Here is a 15,391-nt window from a genome sequence, read left to right as displayed (position 1 = left end):
TGCGCAGAGCCGGGCCCCATCGCTGCAGCACATGGACCCCGGCTCTGCAGCGCACCGCTTACGCGCTGCGCTGCGCCCGGGGAACGCCAGCCGAGATATCGTGCAAACATGACCGCCATCTACCGCGTCGACGGCAACAACGTCGTCACCAGCCCCAATGCTGCAGGTCCGTGGGACCGGCGCATGCAGCACGGCTCGGCGCCGTCTGCGCTGGTGACGTGGGCGGCGGAACGCATTCCGACGCCGGTGCCGATGAATGTTGCGCGCGTCACCATCGACTTGATGCGCCCGGTGCCGGTGGCGCCGCTCACGATCGAGAGCGAGGTCTTGCGCGAGGGGCGCAAGATCCAGCTCTGCGAGATCAAGTTGTTCTCCGACGGTGTCCAGGTCGTCGGTGCCACCGTGCTCAAGATCAAGCGGCAATCACAGCCGTTGCCGGACGACGTCAAGGAGTTGCCGGTCACGCTGCCGTCGCCCGAGGACTCGCTGGTCGAGGATGGCCATGGCGCGACCAGTCCGTTCGCAGGCATGGTCTCGATGCGCGCCGCGCGCGGCCGCTTCGGCCAGGCCGGGGCCGGCGCGATCTGGTTTCGCCTCGACCATCCGCTGGTCGAAGGCGAAGCGGTCTCGCAGGCGATGCGCGCCGTGGTCGCCGCCGACTTTTCCAACGGCACCGCCTCGACGCTCGACTTCCGCGCCTGGACCTACATCAATGCCGACCTTACTGTGAACCTATCGCGCCAGCCGGTCGGCGAGTGGATCTTGCTCGACGGCGAATCCTGGATCGGTCCCGACGGCGCCGGCCTCGCGATGTCGCGGCTCGCGGATCGTCACGGCTATTTCGGCCGGGCGGTGCAGAGTCTGGTGATCGAAAAGCGGTAAGCGTGTCGGCAAGCGCCGTGATCGCTCCTTGCGCCGATGGAACGGCAAACTTCCGCCGCCGCGGAAGGGATGCCCTGGTCGCGAACCTCTTCTTGTCCGGAGGTCTCTGTTCGACGCCAGCGTCCTGCCAGTTCAGCTGCCGTAGACGATCTTGATCTCCCACAGCAGGACGATGATAGCCGTGATCAACGTGATCGCGGCCAACGCACTTTCCAAGGAAGCGACTCTCATTTGATACTCCGCTTCCCAGCCCCGTCAGCGGTCTAGTTGATTCGTTGATTCGCCTGCAATTGCGCGGACGGCGTGCCTGAAAAGTCCCTTCCGAGCTGTTGTTCGCGGGTCACAGCGACCCGTAGAACCCCGGGGTCCGGCCGCGGGAATACGTGCGGTGCTACCTGCCACAAGTTGCAGATCGGGGATGACTACCCCACCATCCGGTCCCGTCCACTCCAGAAGCCCGCGCGCAGCACCTTCTTGTCCACCTTGCCGACGCCGGTCATCGGCAGCTGCTTGACGAACTGGATCTGCTTCGGTGCATGTGCCGAGCCTTTTCGCGTCCTCACCAGATTGATCAGCTCGTCCGGATCGGGCTGTGCCCCCTCACGCGGCACGACGATGGCGGTGACGGCTTCGCCCCATTTCTCGTCGGGAACGCCGACGACCGCGACCATCGCGACATCCGCATGTTGCGACAGCACGTCCTCGACCTCGCGCGGAAAAATGTTGAAGCCGCCGGAGACGATCATGTCCTTCTTGCGGTCGAGGATGAACATGTAGCCGCGCTCGTCCTTGCGCGCGATGTCGCCGGTGTGGACCCAGCCATTCTTCAGCGTCTCGGCCGTGATGTCAGGCCGCTTCCAGTATTCGGCCATGACATGCGGAGCGCGCACGCAGATCTCGCCGGCTTCGCCCGTCTTCACTTCCTCGTCGTTGTCGTCGAGGATCCTGACCTCGCAGATCGAGATCGGGAAGCCGCAGGACAGGAACAACTCCGGCGTTTTGGGATCGTGATCCGCCTTGCGCAGCACCGAAATCGGATAGCATTCGGTCTGCCCGTAAAGCTGCGAGAACACCGGCCCAATGCGTTCGATGCCCTCGACCAGCCGGCTCGGCGACATCGCGGAAGCGCCGTAGAGCACGAGCTCGAGCGAGGACAGATCGGTCTTGCTCAAGGCGGGATGATCGAGCAGCACATAGATCATGGTCGGCACGAACAGCGTGAAATTGATGCGCTCGCGCGCGATCGTCGCCAGCACCGCCTCGGGATCGAAACCCTTCAACATGTGCACGGTGCCCCCGCGCATCAGGGTCGGCACCACTTTCGTGCCGGCGACATGGCTGATCGGGGCAACGGCGAGATAGTGCGGGGTGTCCGGGATCTCGAAGTCGGCGAGGATCGCGGCCGCACCCCCGGCGTTCTCGCGGTGATAGCGCAGCGCGCCCTTGGATTTGCCGGTCGTGCCGCCGGTGTAATTCAGCGTGGAGAGATCGTCGGGGCCGGCGAAGCAATGGGCGCTGGCGTGGCCCTCGATTTCGATCGCCTGCAACAGGTCGACGCCATAGTCGGCCGGTCCCGTGGTGAAGACCGCCTTGAGCCGGCTCGCACTCGCGGCAAGCTCGCCGCCGCGATCGCGGAAGGTGGCGGCATCGACCACCAGCATCTCGGCCTCGGAATCCTCGAGCTGGAAGAGCTGGTCTGCCCGCGATCCCAGCGGATGCAGCCAGGTGACGCAGAGCCTGGATAATTGCGCGGCGACGCCGGCGCACCAGGTGTCGGCACGGTTGGCGGTGAGGAAGGCGACGCGCGCGCCGGGCTGCAATCCCAGCCGCATGAAGACGGCCTGGATGCGTCCGATCAGGTCGGTGGTGCCCTGATAGCTTAGCGATCCACCGGGCCAGGCGAATGCGGTGCGGCCGGGATAGCGCGACAGTGCCCGCAGCGTCTGCGCGCAAGTCGGGGACGATGCGTGGAGCGGATCGGACATATGTTTCCCCGTTGCTTTGTCATCGGCTTTTGACGTGCCAATGTTTGCGCGCAACGCTAGCACAGGGAAGGCGGGATGGAACGACAAAGCCCGCGCAAGGAGGCGTGAGTGGCATCCGATCGACTGCAACACTTCCGTGATCGTCTCGCTCTGCCTCTGATCGCGGCGCCGATGTTTCTGGTGTCGGGCGTCGAGCTCATGGTCGCGGCCTGTCGCAATGGCGTGATCGGCAGCTTCCCCACCGTGAATTGCCGCAGTACGGAACAGCTCGAGGCATGGTTCACGGAGATCGAAACGCGACTGCGGCAACACGAAGATCACACAGGTCGCAAGGCCGCGCCGCTTTGCCCGAACCTGATCGTGCATCGCTCCAACGCGCGGCTGGAGCAGGATCTCGCCGTGCTGCTGCGACACAAGCCGGAGATCGTCATCACCTCTGTTGGGTCGCCCGCGCCGGTGTTGAAGCCGCTGCACGATGCCGGCGCGCTGGTGCTGGCGGACGTGGCCTCGATCCGCCACGCCCAGCGCGCGGCGGAAGCCGGCGCCGACGGGCTGGTGCTGCTCACCGCGGGCGCAGGCGGGCAGACCGGCTGGCTCAATCCGTTCGCTTTCGTCCGCGCGGTGCGCGCATTCTTTGACGGCATCATCGTGCTCGCCGGAGGGATCAGCGACGGCCGCGCGCTGCATGCGGCTGGAGTCCTCGGCTGCGATCTCGGCTACATGGGCACGAAATTCATCGCGACGCGCGAGAGCATGGCGGACGAGCGCCACAAGGACATGCTGGTCGACAGCAGCGCCGACGACATCCTGCTCACCACCGCGTTCACGGGGTTGCAGACCAGCATGCTGAAGCCGTCGATCGTGGCTGCGGGCCTCGATCCCGACGATCTGCCGGCGCGGGGCGCGATCGACATCGGCAAGGACATTGACGTCGACGCACGCGAAAACCGCCCGAAACGCTGGCGCGATATCTGGAGCGGGGGACACGCGACATCGGGCGTGACCGACGTGATGGCGGTCGACGATCTCGTGGCGCGGACCCTTGCCGAATATCGCGAAGCGGGCGGGCGGTAGGCGGCGTCTTTCCCCTCGCCGCCGCTTGTGGGGGAGGGAGAGGAGGAGCCGTCGCTCCCGATCACAGTTAATCGAGCGCTCCTCCGCGGCCCCGTACTTAACGGCAGATTAACCAACGCCCGCCAAGAATCCCCTCACGGCCGCCAATCAGGACCGAGAGGGACAGGCGATGGACTTCGATTTTCTCAATAGCAAGACAGCCGCGACGCTGGACGAAATCCGGGTCCGCGTGGCCCATGCTCTGGCCCGTCATCCGCTGTGCCGCAACGTGCGCTTCGACATCCTCAGCGTCCCCCGCACCCGCCGGGGCGGCAATTGGACGGTGACGCTGCAATCGGTCGAGCCGCGCGCGGTCTGGGAGGCCTCCGAGATCGTCGCCGACATCCAGGATGCCTACGACCTGGCGCTAGCTGCCTGATTTCCTTGAGATTTCGGGGCATGTCGCCACAGTCCGCGCGATTGCCGTCGCGATGGCTCGGTTAAGCCTTATTTACCGCCCAGTTTCCGGGCACTCGTCACGTGGACTTGAAGCTGGGCCTGGAGAGACGTTTGTCCAAAGCCATCACCATCGTCGTGCTGACCTGTTTCCTCGTCCTCGGCGCCGCCACCACCGCCATCCTCGGCCGTGACAGCGTGCCCAGCGTCAGCGCGGAGATGATCACGCAGGCCCCGCCGCCCAAGCAGCTTTCGACAAATCGCGCCGCCAAGGCCGACCGTCTGGTTCCGACGCTGGCACTGGCCTCGGCCGCGATCGATCCGGTCCAGGTCTCTGCCGACAAGCTCTCACAGGCGCCGGTGCTGACCGAGCCGCTGCGCCAGGCGTTTGCCGCCGCGACGCCCGCCGATTTCCCGATGCCCAAGGCGAGTGTGCATGAAGCGCCTGCCGCCGCAGAGGCTCCCGTCGAAGCTCCGGCCAAGCCGAAGGTCGCCGCCAAGCCGCAGCCGCAGAAAAACTATTCGTTGCTGTCCGACGTGCAGATCGCGGGCATCAGGGATCGCCTGAAACTGTCGTCGTCGCAGGAATATTACTGGCCCTCGGTCGAGACCGCGCTGCGCAATGTTGTCCGCAAGATCTCCGCGAACAAGCTCTCCAATCCGAACGCGCCGGGCGTGCCGATCGATCCGAACTGCGACGAGGTCCAGCAGTTGAAGTCGGCCGCAATGCCGCTGCTGTTCCAGCTGCGCGAGGATCAGAAGGAAGAAGTGCGCAAGCTCGCCCGCATCATCGGGCTTGAAAAAGTCGCGCAGCAGATCTGACGCGCAAGTTCCTCCGGGAACTCCGCCCCGCATCGGGAACATCCGGCAATCGGCAAGCGTTGCCCGCTCCAAAGAGGGAGTGGACCAATGCGCGCCTCGACAGCTTATTTCGTCGGTGCCGGAACGATCGTTGCCGCCATCGCCATTGGTCTTGGCGGCGGCATTGTCGCCGGCAACATTATGAATCCGGTCGCGACCAAGCAGGGGCCGGACACGAGCAAGATGGCGCAGCGCGCTGAAGCCGCCAAACCCGCGATGACGAACGCGCCTTCCGAGCGCTTGCAATATCTCACCGGCTCGCAAGCCTTCGGCGCCATGATCGCCGCTCCGGCACAGGCCGAAGCCAAATCCGAACCCGCAAAGCCCGACACGCAGGCAAGGCAAGCGAACGCCGAGCCGCCAGCGCCACAGTCTTCCCAGGCGGCCGCGGCCGAGCCGCCCAAGCCGGCACCGGCATCGCCTCCGCAAGTCGCAAGGCCTGCCGAGCAGCAGGCATCGACAGAGCCGCCACCCTTTGCCGACAACGCCTATGCCAAGGCCAGGGATTCCGACGTGAAGCGCGCCGCGTCCGAACGGCGCCGCATGGAGCGCCGCGAGCGCTGGGCCGAGCGCCGGCACTACGACCCCCGCGAGCCGCGCGGCATGCGCGACCGCACCGATTGGGATGACGTCGCGCGCAACATCCGCGAAGATTCCGATGCGCGCGATGTCGCGAGCCGGCCGCGCGGCGGCTTGCCGCAGATCAGGCTGTTCGGGTCTGACGATGATTAGCGCCCATCCTCGCCGTCGCGCACGCGATCGTGAGCGACGGTTCGTTCTGCGGACGCGCTTGCCTCGAATTTCAACTTCCAGACGATCTCCGTTCAATGCATGATTGGCGTGGCTAGCCAAAGGCCGCGTCATGGGCGTAGCGCTGTTAGCTTGGGGTCGCTTCTTCGCGCCGTACCGCGAAGGCGTCACCTTGCCGGCCCCGGTTGATAGAGCCGGCATTGCCTGGCTGCTCCACTTTCTCGCGCGACACGCGCGGAATCGCGGCTTCATCGCGCTGCAATTGCCCTCGAAGGCGGACGGCGGGGCGGCCTTCTCGACTGACCTCACTTATCTCGCATTGCAAACCTTTTAGAGGTTTCCATGTCGATACATCTGTTGTGGACGTCCGCGGACAGTCTCATCGTTGCCTTTGCACTCGCATTCATCGTTCCGCAACGGCATGTGCTGCCGCTCATTCTGATGTTCGGCGCTTGCGATGCGCTGGGTTCCGCGCTCGGCGTCACGATGCCGGTCGCGGGCGGGCTCGCAGCGATCCTGTTGATCGCGTGCGGCGCATCGCTGGTGGTGCGCCACCCCATCGCGCAACGTCTTTTGAATGCGCCAGGGTGGTTCTATGTGCTGCCACCGCTGCTGGCGATCGACAATTTCGTGTCGCGTACGCCTGATGCGCCGGCCGTTGCCGCACTGTCGAGCGCGATCATGGCCGGGCTCGGCTTTGCCTGCGGAGCCGTCGTGTCGAGCGGGTGGCGCGCAGGCTTGCGCGACGTACGACCGCTTGCCGCGGCTTGCCTGATTGCGGTCGGAAGCCTCCTCGCTTACGGAGCCTGACTATGGTCGCCTCCGTCACGACCCGCAGCTACGACCGTGCCCGTACCGGTACGAACAATTCCGAGACGGTGCTGACGGCGGCCGCCGTCCGCACCAGGGGCATCATCAAACTCTTCAGCCTTCCGATTCCCGACGATCCCAGGCTCGAGGCGCAGCCGCTGGCGGTCGGTGGCGTGCACACAGCCGATGGCAAGACCCGCGACCTGATCTTCCAGGCCAGCATGGGCAATTGGGTCTATGCATTCGACGCTGTGACCGGCGAGAAGATCTGGGCGACCAACTTGGGGCGTCCCATCGTCGGAACGAGGGCGATCGACGGCCACATGACCAACGTCCATTGGGGCATTCTCTCGACCCCCGTGATCGACGAGGGGGCGGGCATTCTCTATGCCTGCGCCTGGATCAGCGACGACGGCAGCGTCGTCAAGGGGCAGCATTTCCTCGCCGCGCTGCGGATCCGCGACGGCTCGAAGGTGCACGGGCTGCTGAACCTGGAGGGCGCGGTCTACACGCCGCCGAACGGCCTGCCGGTGCAGAAATTCGTCTCGGCCCAGCGCAAGCAGCGCAGCGCCCTGACGCTGACGCGGAACCACGTGCTGATTCCCTTCGGCACGATCGCCGAGACGTCGAAGACGGCGCGCGGCTGGCTGCTCGCGGTCGACGTCCATGCCTGGCGGCTCGCTGCGTCGTGGTGCTCCACCGTCACCGGCTCCGGAGGCGGGCTCTGGCAGAGCGGGGCCGGCCCGGCCCTCGCTCCCGACGGTTCAATCTACGTCATCACCGGCAACGGAGCGTTCTCGCCGCAGCATGGCGATTTCGGCGAGAGCATCGTGCGGCTCGCCTTGCACACCGGAAGCCATGCGCATTTCGAAGTCATGTCGTGGTGGGCGCCATGGACCGACGCCAACCGGGTCGGCGCGGCCGCGGACGCAGCAGCCGCCGACGATGACGACAATGACGAACTGGCGCTGCCGTCGAACGTTTCCCTGCCCTCCGTGATCGCGCATGCGAGGCGCATGGGAATGACGCTGAAGCCGCGGTATGCGCGCGAGATGCCGCATGTCGCGGTCACCTCGGGTCGCAGTGCAACCGATGCGCAGATCGCGCCGGTCGTGGCGCATCACATGGAGGCGATGAACGAGTCGATGTGGGGCGACCAGGATTTCGGTTCCGGCGGTCCGGTCTATGTCGCCTCCGCCCATGCCATTCTGGCTGCGGGCAAGGACGGCATCCTCTACACCGGCAATGCCAATGCGCTCGGCAAGACGCAGCCGGGCGAACTTGCGGCCGGCCATTTCGCGGCGAACTACAACAGGCTTCGCATGCCACCGATCCTGTACACGTATTTCGATCCCGCCGTGCCGCCGGCGCCGGCGTCACCGATGGAGCTGAACGTGTTTCCCGGCGGCGCGACGCGGCATCTGCATGGCACGCCGCTGCTGTTCCAGTCCGCCACCCACGGCACCATGCATTTCGTCGGCGGCGAGAACAGCGCCTTGCGGGCCTGGTCGATTGCGGCCGACGGGAGAACGACCTATCTCGCCGGGGGCAACGAGATCGCCTCGCCGCAATCGCCGCGTCCGCCGGGCGGCATGCCCGGCTGGAGCATCACGCTTGCCGCCAACAACGGCACTGATGGCATCATCGTGGCGATGGTGCCCTATCAGGACAGCAACATGATTCTCAGTCCGGGCCGCTTCCTGGTTTACGACGCGCAGAATTTCGCCACCAATCCGGATGGCTCCAAACGGCTCCAGGTGATCTGGGACAGTGAGGACTGGGGGCCGGAGCACGCCTTCATGCATCCCAAGTTCAACCGTCCGATCGTCTGGAAAGGCCGCATCTATCGCCCGACTTATGACGGCCGCATCGACGTCTATGGCCTGACGAACTAGCTGCTGTCCCTCTCCCTTCTTCGCGGGAGAGGGTGGCTCGCGGCAGAGCGTCTCTGCTCTTGGTGCGTCGAAGCAACTCTCATCCGCCTCGCCATTGGCAAGGCACCTTCTCCCACAGGGGGAAGAAGATCACCCGCCGTGCGACTCCACCACCTTGCGGCAGGCATCCGAGAGCTTTGTCTTGTTCTCGCGCAGGCAGGCATTCATCTGCGGCGGCTTGCCGATATGTTCGGCGCAGAATTTGCCGGCGTCGCTGCGGCAGGCCATCTGCTCCTGCGGCGTCGGACCGGATTGCGCAGCGGCGGGCAGGATGGCGGCAGCGAGCAGCAGCGCGGCAAGAACTGAAGTCTTCATGGAACACCTCTTTGGGATTGTGACGGGTCCCGCTGGGATCGGGTGAGCCGGACCATCTCGCGGAGGGCCGTTGCCGGTCCATGCCATGTTCATGGCATCGGCTCGCTCGGCGCACCCCCATCTTCATGGCATGTATCCGCGCGCCGTCTTTTGCCATTCAGGCTGCACGTCGGCTGCGAAACCCGGTGATTGCATCGGGGCGCCGAACGGGAAGCAGGAGAGCAAGATGTCGAAAAACGTGGGAGCGCTGAGCGCCGGCCTGACGGTCGTGATGCTCGCGGGTACGGCGATGGTGTCGCTGGGCACGAGCCCGGCGCAGGCGGTGGTCTATTGCAAGACGGTCGGCGTGCCCAAGGGCTGCGTGGTGCGGCCGACCGGGGCGGTGGTGGTTGCGCCGGCCGCCGCGGTCGCGGTGGCGACGCCCGGAGTCGGCGCGCCCGGCGTCGGCGTCCGTGCGGGAACGCCGATGAATCGCGGAGGCCCGGTCAATCGCGTCGGCGTGCGCTGACGATCTCGTTTGATTGAGTTGATTGCATCGCTTCGGGCGAAAGGATGATCTGCGGACGAACCCCCCCGTCCTCCGCATGACGATAATCCGGCCCGTTCCCTCTCTCCGTGCGTCCCACACGTTCGGGGAGGGGGCTTTTCAGCCCGTGGCGGCGGCGTCGCTATCGGGAAAGGTTTTCGGCAGTTGCAGCCGTACGCGCGTCCCCGAGGAATCCGAGGCGAGATCCAGCACCGCGCCGCAGCGCGCGGCGCGGCTTCGCATGTTGCGCAGACCCCGCGCGGTCTGGCCCGCACTGCCGGCTTCGCCGCTGCCGGACAGGGAAAAGCCCTTGCCGTCGTCCGCAACGCTGATCATGCCACGCGGTCCTCGGCCGTTATCCTGGCCATCTCCTTGGCCATCGTCGAGCGTCTCGATGGTAACAACGATATGGCGCGCCTGCGCGTGCTTGACCGCGTTGGTCACGGCCTCGTCGAGGATGCGCACGATCTGGATGACGTGCCATGGCCGCAGTTCGGGATGCAGCGGCAGGCCCTGCGGCGTCGCCACGTGCCATCCGAGGGCGACGTCGTGCGGCCGCAATTGTGCTGCCGCGCGCTCGCGCCAGGAGCCGAGCGCAAGCATCAGGTCGCCGCCGATGTCGTCCATGGAATCGATGACGAGGCGCAGATCCTTCAGCGCGGCGCGAGCCGCATCCGTGATGGTCGCGCCCTCGTGTCCGCGCTCGGAGAGCGCGACGATGCTGACGAGCTGACCGCCGAGGCCGTCATGCAGGTCGCGCATCAAGCGCGTGCGCTCGTTGGCGAGTGCGGCGGCACGGGCGCGCTCTTCTTCGCGGGCGAAGCTTGCCTTCAGCCGCTCCTCCGCCTCGCGCACGCGTGCGATGAGCTGGCCGGCGAAGCTGTCGACCTCGTTGAGCGCGCGGGCGAAGCGCCAGGTCAGTCCGGCGCCTATCGCCACCAGCATCGCGGAATAGGACAGCCGCGTGACGAAGGTGCGATCGTCCGGAACGAACTCGAACGCCGAGAGCATGTCGTGAAACCAGCAGGTCAGCACGATGGTCACGGCGCAGCCGAAGGTAAAGCTCGCCGCGTCCTGCCGCCTGATCACCGCCCACGTCAGGATGACGACCAGCAGCATCAGGCACAGGCCCACGGTCGGCACGCCGAGGAACAGGAAGGTGATGCGCGGGATCGGCTGGCCCGCAAAGAGCCCGACCAGCAGGATGACGAGCCCCGGCGCGAACAACAGCAGCCCGTAGCGCGGCCAGCGCCGGCCGAAGAACAGCACCGCGAACGTCACGACCAGCGCGCTCTCGATCGGCGCGGACGCCAGCAGGATGGCGGCCAGCCGCGGATAAGGCGCGGGCGGCAGCGGCGCCGGCGCGAAGGCCTGCATCGCGCCGACGAGCATTCCTGCCGCCAGCACGCCATAGACCGGCTCGCGGCGTCGCATCAGCCACATGATGGCGAGGATCACCGCCAGCAACGATTGCCAGGCCGAGAACACCACGGGCAGCGTCACGAACAGCAGCGTGCGCGTCTCGTAGGCTCCCCGCAGGCTTTCGTCCGGCCCGACATAGACGGTGTCGAGGAAGCCTCGCAGCGGACCCCACACCAACAGCCGCACGGTGATGGCGTTGCTGCCATCGCGCAGCAGCGACGACGGGATCACTGTGATCTCCGGCGTGTTGCGGTCGGGCCGGTTGGCGGTGGGATCGCGCCGAGAGTCCAGGATCGCGACGCCGTTGACCGCGACCTCCACGCCATTGCTGAAGCGCGGCAGAAAGACCGACCAGGCCGTGTTTGCCGCATCGGGCTTGAAGACGAACGTGCCCGAATAGAGCGGCGGGTCCTGGAGCGCGTAGCGCGACGACGTGAAATGCGGCAACGTCACCGCCCGGGTCGTGCCGTCCTCCCGCAGCGAAAATTCGCTCACGGCAAAATCGTCGGGGTCGCTGGGCTGGAGCAGCCGCAGCCCCTGGATGGTGACGATCACGATCAGCGCCTGGAGCAGCAGATAGGGCACGAGGCGCGCCGCGATCAGCCGGCGCCGCGGTCGCGCAGGTGCTTTCGCCGCGATCTCGCTCACAGCTTGATTAGGCCCTGCTGCACCGCCTCGAACACCGCTTCGCCGCGCGTGTGCACTTCGAGCTTGCGATAGATGTTCTTGATGTGGCCGGGCACGGTCTGCCTGGACAGGCCGAGATGGCTCGCGATCTCGGCGTAGCTGAAACCCTTTGCGATGCCCCAGAGGATATCGATCTCGCGCGGGGTGAGCCGTGCGGTGTTGAGCACGGGACCCCGCGGCGGCTCGGCCGAACTCGGCGCGGCGCCTTGCGTTCTGCGCACGATGAAACGGGCGATCGAGGCCGAGATCGGCGAATGGCCGGCGACCAGATCGCGCACGGTGGTGGCGATGTCGGTCGGGAAGGCGTCCTTCAGGAGATAGCCGGTGGCGCCGACCGTGATGGCCGAGATCACGCTCTCCTCGTCGCCGAGCGCCGAGATCACCATGATCTCGGTGTCGGGAAAGCGCTGCCGGGTCTCGCGGATCAGCTCGATGCCATGGCCGTCGGGCAGCCGCAGATCGGTCAGCAGCACGCGCGGCGCGCCGCCGTTCAGGGCCTGACGCGCCTCACCGAGCGTGGCTGCGCTGCGCACCTTGTAGCCGGCCTTGACCAGCGCATCCTGGAGCCGCCAGCAGGTCGGCGCGTCGTCCTCGACGAGGAGGATGGTGATGGCCTCACCCGTCTCGCCCTGTTCGCTCATGTTCATCGTCCCGCACCGCGTGTCCCCCGCGGCGCGAGGCCAAGTTTAGCTGCGGCGCGGACGCCGCGACACCCATAATCATGGGGGCGTTGTCACTCTTCCGCTCCGGTGTGGCCGGCGCCTACTGCTTTGCCGCTGCCGATGGCGTCGGCGGCGCGGGCAGACGCTGTACCGTGATCCGCGCCGTGCCGCTGTTGTTCTTGTAGTATTGTTCGTCCGGCCCGAAATAGTCGGCGTATTTTGCCGGGGCCAGCCATCGCAGGAAGCCCGGGACGATCTGCACGGCGTCGTTGACGTAGAAGAACAGCTCGCCGGAATCAGGTGCGGTGAATTCGGCCACCATCCGGTCCGCAAGTTTCTGCGTGTCCCAGACCTTGCGTGCCGACTCGTCTGGCGGAAGCGCATCGAATGTGCCCATCTTCGCGATATCAGCCTTGAGTTTCGTCAGCTTCGCCGCATCGTCCGTGCTCGATTCCCCAGCGTTTTCGATGCGGACGGGATATCTGTTTTTTGGCTCATCCTGAGCATTTTCCTCGGGGAGGGTCGGGTCAATGCGGCGCGGCAGTTCATCTGCCGACATCACGTTCATGGCCTGCAGCGTCTGATCGTTCAGGCCCTTCTCGCCGACGCGTACGACCGGCTGGAACCAGTCCGCGCCGAGCAGTCGCCGGGTCGGGAGAGCGAGGTAGTGGTGGTTTTCGTAGGTCTGGAATCCGTTGACGCCGGTCATGATCGTGCGGTCGAACCAGCGTTGGTCGATATCGATCCAGACCCGGTATTTGCGGCCCTTCTCCACGGCGAGCCTGCTTGCCCAGCAGAACTGGTTGACGTTGAAAAGCTCGGTCGCAGGAAGCTCGTTGTCGCCCACCGGCTTGGCTGGCGGAATGTCTACCGCGACGTTCACTCCCTTTCTCTTCGCCTCTGCGGCTTTTGTTTCCGGGGTTTCACAAACCTGTCCGGTCGCGACGCGCCAGGTGAAGAAGCTGCTCGAGGCGATCAGCAGGGCCGCGGCGTAGATGACGACGATGGAGACGATGGGAAAGATGATCTTGGTGAACGGAAAGCTCATCCACCGTGCATTTCGCTGCATCAAACCGCCAAACCTGAACAACAAACTCATCCGGCTCAGGTTTTTTGCGCTCGCCTTCCGTTCCGGCCGATACCAGGCGAGCCGCGCCCGCTCCTGGATGCCATCACGCAGCGAGGCGTTGATGCTCCAGACCCACCACGTGACCAGCACGACGAGTGAGGTCGCGACGGGATAATAGAGTGCGATATTGAGCCATGGCCCCGCATAGGAGGGCAACACGTTCTTGAGCAGGTTCGCGACGGAGCCGAGTATGGCGCTGAAACCCCAGTCGATGTTGCTGACAAAATCGCGCAGGCTCTTGCCGGATGTATCTATGATTTTGTGGGCGATCCACGGCCAGGCGACAATGATGCCCGTCATGATCAGGAGCGAGAAATAGGCCACGCGTCGCCACCACACGGCGCCGCGCGCCAGATTCGCCATGTCCGCGTCTGGCGCTTTCATTCCAGTGAAGGCGTCGGATTCCTCCTTGCTGATCGGGCGCCTCGCTTTCTTCGCGTAGGCGTCATGCATGGCCTGGTGCGCGCCGTCATTGGTGAGCTCCCTGATGCTTGCGTCGGGCATCAGCACCCGCGCGTTCGCCGGCAGCATGATCGGCGCATAATCGTCGCATCCGAACAGCATTCGTTCGACCACGGCGAAGTGAACGACCGGTTTGCCGCCGTTCACATCGCCTTCGAGGATCGGCCGCGGACCGTAGCGGTAAAGCACGGCGGCGCCGCTGCGTGAATCGTGCTTTGGCCCGATCGCCGATTGATACTCGCGGAAACGCTCGATCGTGCCGTTCTGGAAGCGCAATTGGCCACCGAGCTGCTCGGTCATCCAGACCAGCGGAACGAAGGAGAGGGTGGATTCCGGGTAACCGCCGCCAATGTCGGAATGGACGCCCGCGAACCACACCTCCTCGACAGTCTGGTCATTCGCTAGACGGCTCTGGTCGATCCGCAGCGGATGAAAGGTGGTGCGCTCGTCGTCGAGCGCGAGCGCGTGACAGATGTGCTTCGCCTTGCGCGAGGGCCGGTGATTGCGGAACGAAATCGGCCAAATTGCCCAGTCGATCGCGACGCGCAGCTCCTCGATCGGTACGCCGAAAGCCTCGACCGTGTCGAACAGCCCAAGGAATTCGATCTTGACGTTCTTGCGGCCGGCCATGGCCTTGCGGACCGTGCAATAGGAGCGGTGCCCGCAGACGAAATGGTAGATGATGAGCAGCAGGTCGCGAATCCAGCGCGTAATCCAGATCGTCGGCAGGCTGCGATAGCCCACCGATTCCTTGCGGTATTCCCGCCATGCGGACATGGCGTTGCGCTCCATCTCGGCATGCGAGACCGGCTCGCCCTTGATTTCCGCCGGCACCAACCCTTGGCTCGCGATCAGCGCCGCCAGCGTGCGCGCGGTGAAGGCGCCGCGGCTGAAGCCGAAGATGTAGATCTCGTCGCCCTCGCGCCAGTTCCAGCACAGGAAGCGGTAGAGCTTGCGGACGTTGGAGGGAACGCCGATGCCGGTGGCGCCGTCGATGGCTGCGAGCGGCGCCCAGCCGGCGGTGCCGACACCCTTGATGTAGTGGGCGATCTGGTCCGGCTGGGTGTGGTCGAGCGCTTCATAGAGCCGCCAGACGCTGGATTCCTGGGCGGTGAACGCGTTGCCCGTGCCGTCGGCGAACAGCACCAGCTTGCGCTTCGACAGGGTGGTGGCGGTCGGCCCGCCGGCGCTTGCATCGTCATGCGTGTGCTTGGGTCTGGCAGAATCGCCATTCTGCGCGCCATCATGGTGGGTCATGGGGCCCCTCTGGCAATCGACGGTGAAGCACTTCAGGCCGGAGCCGTTCAGTACTCCACGATTTCAATCAATGGTTGCGTTATGAAAACAGGTGCATTCTGTGCATAGTCCCGTTGAGGTAGCAAGCGGGATCGCGCCGCCGCCCTGCCGCGGTCGGACGCCGCGGCATGACGGTTACGAAAACGTTTGGTCTTGCTGGT

The 15,391-nt window shown here is 65.5% G+C and carries 13 protein-coding genes; 8 read left to right on the top strand and 5 right to left on the bottom strand.

The window, feature by feature from the left end; genetic code table 11:
• Positions 1–108 precede the first annotated feature (108 nt).
• The gene (locus ABIB99_RS23980; protein WP_354177712.1) at positions 109–882 is read left to right on the top strand and encodes a thioesterase family protein; all 774 of its coding nucleotides are present in this window, start codon (positions 109–111) and stop codon (positions 880–882) included.
• Between the two features lie 422 nt (positions 883–1,304).
• Here ABIB99_RS23980 and ABIB99_RS23975 read toward each other — a convergent pair whose 3' ends face one another.
• On the bottom strand, positions 1,305–2,867 hold the full coding sequence (locus ABIB99_RS23975; RefSeq protein ID WP_354177711.1) for an AMP-binding protein: 1,563 nt from the start codon (positions 2,865–2,867) through the stop codon (positions 1,305–1,307).
• A 108-nt stretch (positions 2,868–2,975) separates the two neighbouring features.
• On the opposite strand from ABIB99_RS23975, the gene ABIB99_RS23970 reads away from it, so the two are divergent.
• From ABIB99_RS23970 to ABIB99_RS23945, 6 genes are all read left to right on the top strand, one after another.
• The gene (locus ABIB99_RS23970; protein WP_354177710.1) at positions 2,976–3,941 is read left to right on the top strand and encodes an NAD(P)H-dependent flavin oxidoreductase; all 966 of its coding nucleotides are present in this window, start codon (positions 2,976–2,978) and stop codon (positions 3,939–3,941) included.
• A gap of 169 nt (positions 3,942–4,110) precedes the next feature.
• Complete coding sequence (locus ABIB99_RS23965; RefSeq protein ID WP_028147356.1) at positions 4,111–4,359, top strand: hypothetical protein; 249 nt, start codon at positions 4,111–4,113, stop codon at positions 4,357–4,359.
• Between the two features lie 131 nt (positions 4,360–4,490).
• Positions 4,491–5,198, top strand: coding sequence for a hypothetical protein (locus tag ABIB99_RS23960; RefSeq protein WP_166104261.1), 708 nt, complete (start codon positions 4,491–4,493; stop codon positions 5,196–5,198).
• Positions 5,199–5,285: 87 nt separating this feature from the next.
• Positions 5,286–5,969, top strand: a complete 684-nt coding sequence (locus ABIB99_RS23955) for a hypothetical protein (protein ID WP_354177709.1) — start codon at positions 5,286–5,288, stop codon at positions 5,967–5,969.
• A gap of 360 nt (positions 5,970–6,329) precedes the next feature.
• Entirely contained in the window at positions 6,330–6,797 is a 468-nt protein-coding gene (locus ABIB99_RS23950; protein ID WP_354177708.1) for a hypothetical protein, read from the top strand.
• A gap of 2 nt (positions 6,798–6,799) precedes the next feature.
• Positions 6,800–8,692 carry a PQQ-binding-like beta-propeller repeat protein gene (locus ABIB99_RS23945; protein ID WP_354177706.1) on the top strand — a complete coding sequence of 631 codons (1,893 nt, stop codon included), beginning with the start codon at positions 6,800–6,802 and terminating at the stop codon, positions 8,690–8,692.
• A gap of 129 nt (positions 8,693–8,821) precedes the next feature.
• Here ABIB99_RS23945 and ABIB99_RS23940 read toward each other — a convergent pair whose 3' ends face one another.
• On the bottom strand, positions 8,822–9,046 hold the full coding sequence (locus ABIB99_RS23940) for a cysteine rich repeat-containing protein (protein WP_247313417.1): 225 nt from the start codon (positions 9,044–9,046) through the stop codon (positions 8,822–8,824).
• Between the two features lie 226 nt (positions 9,047–9,272).
• Between ABIB99_RS23940 and ABIB99_RS23935 the strand changes: the two genes are divergently transcribed.
• Positions 9,273–9,554, top strand: a complete 282-nt coding sequence (locus ABIB99_RS23935; protein WP_354177705.1) for a hypothetical protein — start codon at positions 9,273–9,275, stop codon at positions 9,552–9,554.
• A 138-nt stretch (positions 9,555–9,692) separates the two neighbouring features.
• Here ABIB99_RS23935 and ABIB99_RS23930 read toward each other — a convergent pair whose 3' ends face one another.
• The 3 genes from ABIB99_RS23930 to ABIB99_RS23920 all read right to left on the bottom strand — a co-directional run bounded on the left by ABIB99_RS23930 (position 9,693) and on the right by ABIB99_RS23920 (position 15,191).
• Positions 9,693–11,642 carry a sensor histidine kinase gene (locus ABIB99_RS23930; protein ID WP_354177704.1) on the bottom strand — a complete coding sequence of 650 codons (1,950 nt, stop codon included), beginning with the start codon at positions 11,640–11,642 and terminating at the stop codon, positions 9,693–9,695.
• On the bottom strand, positions 11,639–12,322 hold the full coding sequence (locus tag ABIB99_RS23925; RefSeq protein ID WP_354177703.1) for a response regulator: 684 nt from the start codon (positions 12,320–12,322) through the stop codon (positions 11,639–11,641). Before ABIB99_RS23925 ends, ABIB99_RS23930 begins: the two co-directional genes overlap by 4 nt.
• Positions 12,323–12,443: 121 nt before the next feature.
• Positions 12,444–15,191 carry a T6SS phospholipase effector Tle1-like catalytic domain-containing protein gene (locus tag ABIB99_RS23920; protein ID WP_354177702.1) on the bottom strand — a complete coding sequence of 916 codons (2,748 nt, stop codon included), beginning with the start codon at positions 15,189–15,191 and terminating at the stop codon, positions 12,444–12,446.
• Positions 15,192–15,391 lie beyond the last annotated feature (200 nt).

The organism is Bradyrhizobium sp. LA6.1 (assembly GCF_040547805.1).
Lineage (GTDB): Bacteria > Pseudomonadota > Alphaproteobacteria > Rhizobiales > Xanthobacteraceae > Bradyrhizobium > Bradyrhizobium barranii.
Note: the sequence above shows the minus strand (reverse complement) of the source record. Positions and strands in the feature narration are given on the sequence as shown.